Source organism: Sulfolobus sp. B1 (assembly GCF_007050195.1).
Lineage (GTDB): Archaea > Thermoproteota > Thermoprotei_A > Sulfolobales > Sulfolobaceae > Saccharolobus.
Genome location: NZ_QIMI01000106.1, coordinates 1 through 5691 on the forward strand (window position 1 = coordinate 1; position 5691 = coordinate 5691).

Annotated in this window: 5 protein-coding genes; 4 read left to right on the plus strand and 1 reads right to left on the minus strand. The window is 38.2% G+C overall.

Annotated features, from left to right (window positions below; all coding sequences use genetic code 11):
* From DMP16_RS07390 to DMP16_RS07405, 4 genes are all read left to right on the plus strand, one after another.
* On the plus strand, positions 1 to 647 hold a 647-nt coding region (locus DMP16_RS07390; protein ID WP_143577040.1), incomplete at its 5' end, for a thiamine pyrophosphate-dependent dehydrogenase E1 component subunit alpha.
* A 17-nt stretch (positions 648 to 664) separates the two neighbouring features.
* Positions 665 to 1645, plus strand: a complete 981-nt coding sequence (locus DMP16_RS07395; protein ID WP_143577041.1) for an alpha-ketoacid dehydrogenase subunit beta — start codon at positions 665 to 667, stop codon at positions 1643 to 1645.
* A gap of 6 nt (positions 1646 to 1651) precedes the next feature.
* Entirely contained in the window at positions 1652 to 2653 is a 1002-nt protein-coding gene (locus DMP16_RS07400; protein ID WP_069284297.1) for an NAD(+)/NADH kinase, read from the plus strand.
* A complete protein-coding gene (locus tag DMP16_RS07405) occupies positions 2646 to 3818 on the plus strand; it encodes a dihydrolipoamide acetyltransferase family protein (RefSeq protein WP_069284296.1) in 1173 nt (390 codons plus the stop codon). Before DMP16_RS07400 ends, DMP16_RS07405 begins: the two co-directional genes overlap by 8 nt.
* Before the next feature lie 971 nt (positions 3819 to 4789).
* Here the strand turns inward: DMP16_RS07405 and DMP16_RS07410 are convergent.
* A partial coding sequence (locus DMP16_RS07410; protein WP_143577042.1) for a DUF4097 family beta strand repeat-containing protein occupies positions 4790 to 5691 on the minus strand: 902 nt, incomplete at its 5' end.

The window sequence follows — 5691 nt, forward strand, 5'->3', positions numbered from 1 at the left end:
TAGGAGGAGGTGCACCTCACGCTGTTGGAGCTGCTTTAGCTTCTAAGCTTAAGGGGTTGGACAGAGTTGCAGTTGCCTTTATTGGAGATGGGGCTATGAACCAAGGAGTAGTATTGGAATCATTAAACTTAGCCACAGTGTGGAAACTCCCTGTTGTGTTCGTAGTCGAGGATAACATGTATGCTATGTCTACAAGGAGTTTATCTCCAGGGAGGTTGCAACCCAGATATTCAGCTGCTAAGAGCTACGTAGATAGGGCTTTAGGATTTGGAGTTCCAGCAGTGGAAGTCGATGGTATGGATGTTTTAGCAGTTTATGAAGCCTCTAGGGAGGCAATAAATAGGGCTAGAAGAGGAGAAGGACCTTCATTATTACATTGTAAAACTTACAGATTCTTCGGTCATTTCGAAGGAGATCAATTGGTATATAGGGATAAGGAGGAAGAGGAGATGTGGAAGAAGAGAGATCCCATAACTTTGTTCAAGGATAAGCTAATCTCAATGAAGATTGCCACTTCAGAGGAGTTGGATAAGATAGATTTGGAAGCTAAACAAGAAATAAGTGAGGCGTTAAAGTTCGCTGAACAGAGCCCATATCCAGAGCTAGAGGAGGCTCTAACTGATGTGTTCACAGATAACTCTTATTAAGGGGGGTGTGTTTAAACTTGAACAATAGACAAATCACCTTCACGGAAGCCATAAATGAGGCTTTAAGGCAAGAGATGGAAAGAGATCCTTCTGTAGTTTTAATAGGTGAAGATATAGGAGTTTATGGAGGAGCTTTTGGAGTAACTAAAGGCTTAGTAGAGAAGTTTGGCACGGATAGAGTTATTGATACCCCTATTTCAGAGGCAGGATATATAGGAGCTGCTGTTGGAGCTGCTTTAGCTGGATTAAGGCCAGTAGTGGAATTAATGTTCGTAGACTTCTTCGGTGTAGCAATGGACCAGATATATAACCAAATGGCAAAGCTAAGATACATGTCTGGTGGGCAACTGAAGGTCACCTTAACATTAAGAGCTCCCATAGGAGCTGGAATAGGTGCAGCAGCTCAACACTCTCAAACGCTATACTCCATTTTCGCTCACGTCCCTGGCTTAAAAGTAGTTGTCCCATCAACCCCATATGACGCTAAAGGTCTGTTGATATCATCAATTCGTGATGATGACCCAGTAGTGTTTCTGGAGAACAAAGTATTGTATGGAGTTAAGGGGCCAGTGCCTGAGGAAGAGTATACAATACCTTTAGGTAAGGCTGAAGTGAAAAGGGAAGGAGAGGATGTGACAATAATAGGGATAGCCAGAACTGTATGGCACGCTTTAGAGGCTAACGAGACTTTAGGAAAGGAAGGTATTAGTGCAGAAGTTGTTGACGTAAGAACTATTGTACCATTCGATAAGGAAACAGTTCTCAAGTCAGTTAAGAAGACTGGTAGAGTGGTAATAGTTGATGAAGACTATGATAGGTGTGGATTCGCCTCTTGGGTAGCTTCCATCATTGCAGATGAGGCTTTTGAATACTTAGATGCTCCCATAAAGAGAATAACTACACCAAACGTTCCAATTCCGTTTAGCCCTCCATTAGAGCAATACGTATTGCCAGATGCTAAGAAGATAGTGAACACAGTTAAGTCCATTACGGGGTAAAAAGAAGTGAACTCCATTGGCGTTATCATCAACCCCGAGTCCGGAAAGGATATAAGGAGAATAGTAAGTAACGCATCTTATATAAGTAGTTATGCGAAAATTAACGCGGTAAAACGCTTTCTCTTAGGTCTAGATTCTACTGACAGCGTGGACGAAGTATTATTAATGCCAGACTTTTATGGGTTATCCTTAGACCTAATTGAGGAAACTGAAGATAAAGTAAATTTTAAGCTCACTAAAGTGAATATGAAGCCCGAAAATACAGTAAACGATACTATAACCGCTTCAAAGATAATGAAGGAGAAAGGGGTAAAGACCATTGTAAGTGCAGGGGGAGACGGTACATTAAGGGCTGTGTTTAAAGGTATAGGTGATACTACACCAATTTTAGGTCTTTCTTTAGGCACTAACAACGTCTTAGGTGCTTCCTATGAGCCAACAGTATTGGGGGTTATGCTAGGGTATTTCTTGAAAGGGAACTATTACGACATATTGGATAAGGCTAAAACGATTAAAGTGTTGATTAATAACGAAGAGAAAGACTTCGCTCTAGTAGACTTAACGTTCATTGATGGATGGTATGTAGGGGCTAAGGCTATATGGGATGAATACTCTCTCAGATATACCTTCATATCCAAAGGTGAACTGGGTGATATAGGCATACCCTCAATCGCCAGCTTCCTTAAACCAATAAATTTCGATGACGATTTTTCCTTAATGATAAAGTTCGGAATTGGTCACAGTAAGATTAATGCCATATTAGCACCAGGGTTAATAAAAGAAGTCTTCATCAGTGAAGTAAGAACGTTAAGGATAGGAGAAGAGATTGAGATACCTAGAGGTAATTACGTTATTGCGTTTGATGGTGAAAGAGATTTAGTTGCAAATCAATCACAAGAGGTTAAGGTTAGGGTAGAAAGGGATGGTCCCTTATTAATAAATCCTCAAAAGGGAATTAGATATATTACAACTTACTATAAAGAGAATAGGGGGAAAGAAATTGGGTAAAGAGGTAGTAATGCCCAAACTTGGATTAACTATGACTAAGGGTAAAATAGTTGAATGGAAGAAGAAAGAAGGAGATAAGGTTGAAGCTGGAGAAGATATAGTCGTAATAGAAACTGAAAAGATAACTACCACTATTAAAGCCCCAATAAGTGGGATAATCCTTAAAATTTACGCTAAGGAAGGAGAAGAGGTGCCAGTTGGTCAGATAATAGCCTTTATAGGCATGCCGGGAGAAACACCACCACCAATAACTAGAGGAGAAGAAGTCACTCAACCTCTTGATGTTAGACAAAAGATGGAAGTTAAGGCAGAGGTTAAGGCAGAGGTTAGGTCTACTCCGAGAGCAAGAAAGTTAGCTAGAGAAAAAGGTATAGACTTAACTGCAGTAAGGGGAACTGGTCCAGGGGGAATGATAACTGAAGAGGACGTATTAAGGGAATTAGAAAGTAAGACCAAATTTAGTCTATTAGGAATAAGGGTTAGAGAAATAATTCCAATGAGCCCGATGAGAAAGGAGATAAGTAAGAGGATGACCCAAAGCCTTCAAACCATGGCCCAAGTAACCTTATCAATGGAGGTAAATGCGACTAATCTAGTTAAGATAAGAGAGGAGATAGAGAAGAAGACTGGAGAGAAGATAACTTACACTGATATTATAGTCAAGTTAACCTCAAGTCTTTTAAAGACACATCCATATTTGAACGCTACTTTAGAAGGAGATGAGATTAAGATATTAGATGAGATCAACATAGGTATAGCAGTAGCCCTAGACCAAGGGTTAATAGTACCAGTAATAAGAAATGCAGATAAGAAGTCCATAGTAGAGATATCCAGAGAGGCTCACCAGCTAGCAGATAAGGCTAGGGAAAATAAGCTTTCACCAGATGACGTAGCTATGGGAACTTTTACCGTATCAAATCTAGGAATGTATGATATCGATTCCTTCACTCCCATAATAAATCCACCTCAGACTGCAATATTAGGTGTGGGAAGAATAAAGAAGAGCCCTATTGTTGTAGGAGACTCAATATCAATAGGATATACGATGTGGCTGAGTTTGACTTTCGACCATAGAGTATTGGACGGACATACAGCGGCTAAGTTCCTAAAAGAGTTGGCTAGTATTATAGAAAATGAAGAGGAGTTAAGGAGGAAAGTTAGTTAATTCTTTAATTGTTTTTTATATTCTTCTTTCTAAGATTAACTTGCACTCTAATAATTGCTCATTTTTCTTTCAATCCCTTTTGGGATGCAACGGTGAGTTTATAAACGTTTAATTAAGCAAATGATTCTCGCATTTCTTGCATTAAGACTCGCATTTTTACGCTTTTAAATAACTTAATGAAGACGAACTAATATTGTTTGAGTTAATGAATAATAGGGTTATTATATCGTATTGGGGCATTGAAATGTCACTTGAAAATGACAGAATAAATGTTTTTTAACACAGCGCAATAGTTATGTTTATAAAGAAACTTAAATGTACGTATTTAACGTAAAAATTAAACCTACGTTAAAATAAAAGGTTTTATTACGATATAAAATCTATATTTTATACGGTAATACATATGTCAATAGCTCAAAGAAGAATTAATATAATATCCCAAGAATAAGATGTGTAAGTGATTAAAAATATTAAATATTTTTCAAGTTTTCCACTATCTACATTCCTAGACTTCCGATAAATATTGTGCCTTTGATCATGGCTTATTATTTACATCAAACCTATTTGCCGTGGTAAGCAGTTTCAGTGAGAGGATTAAGTTTATGTAACTCCATACTAATTTTTTTACATAATGCCAGATGTGGGTATGTATCCCAAAAGGCTTACATAGCCCGAGATGTTTCTCCACTTAGATGGTGGGTTGGGGTTATCCCGCTAATGGGACAGAGGAGGGTGAAGGCGAAAAATTCGCTTGACTCCCGTGAAGCCCAAGGGTCGATATATATGAGATCCGATGAAACCCAAACCCCTAACTTCTCATGCCTTAAATTCTCTTGCTGTGTCTATGGTTGTCCATAATACGTTAAACTTTTTAAAATTGAAGCATAGTAGGATAAAAATTTATACAAATAGCGTCAAGCCTTTTATGACTGGAAGGTGGTCAGAAATAGTCTGGATGGGATTGATGAAAATTATATTTCATTGATAGTTACAATCCCTCCGTCAACGTTCGCAGTTATTATTAGTTCACCTTTATTCCCAGCTCTATTGGGAGGTAGTCTCGCAACTCCTCCGTCTACTCTCGACGAGGTTATAACGCTAAAGTCCTTAGGTATTGATACATCAATTTTCCCCATCCCTCCATCTATATCAATATTCAATCTCGCTTTGGTAGTGTCCTCAAACTGGACTTTTCCATCAACTTTCCCTCCATCTAAAGTGATGTCTACCATATCCTTACACTTCACGTTTAGGCTAATTAATCCTCCGTCCATGTCAATCTTCAGATCGTTTACTTTTATTTCATTAATCTCTACTTTCCCTCCGTCAACGCTAACTCTAAGTTGATTTAAATCGGGGTAGCTTATCTTTATGTAACAACCATCTGCACTAATGCCATTATCATTTATTTCGAGGTCTCCTATATAACTACACTTAGCTAGGAGATGTGGTTCTCCCTTACTTAGTTTAACTACACCACCGTCTACCTCAATATTTAACTTATCATTAACTTTTAGAGGACCGTCATATACTACCCTTAGGTGTGAGCCTATGTTAATTGAGAAGTCCTTAGAACCAAGTACTCTAGATACTATTTTACCTACTAATCCTCCTACTCCACTCACTATATTCCCTATCTCCTCATTGATCTCTTCTTCGCTGCTAAGTTCCTCTTCTATTGACAAAACTTGCTTCGATTTTCTAGATATAATATCCTTTAGATTTGGAGGGGACTTGATAGTTATAACGTTCTCTATCAGTTCTAACACGCCATTTAATAGGTTTTCATCAATATCATCTTTGAATATTACCTCATTGACGTTTCTTATTATTAATTTCTTGTTCTCTTCTTTAATTTTAGTCAACATACCTT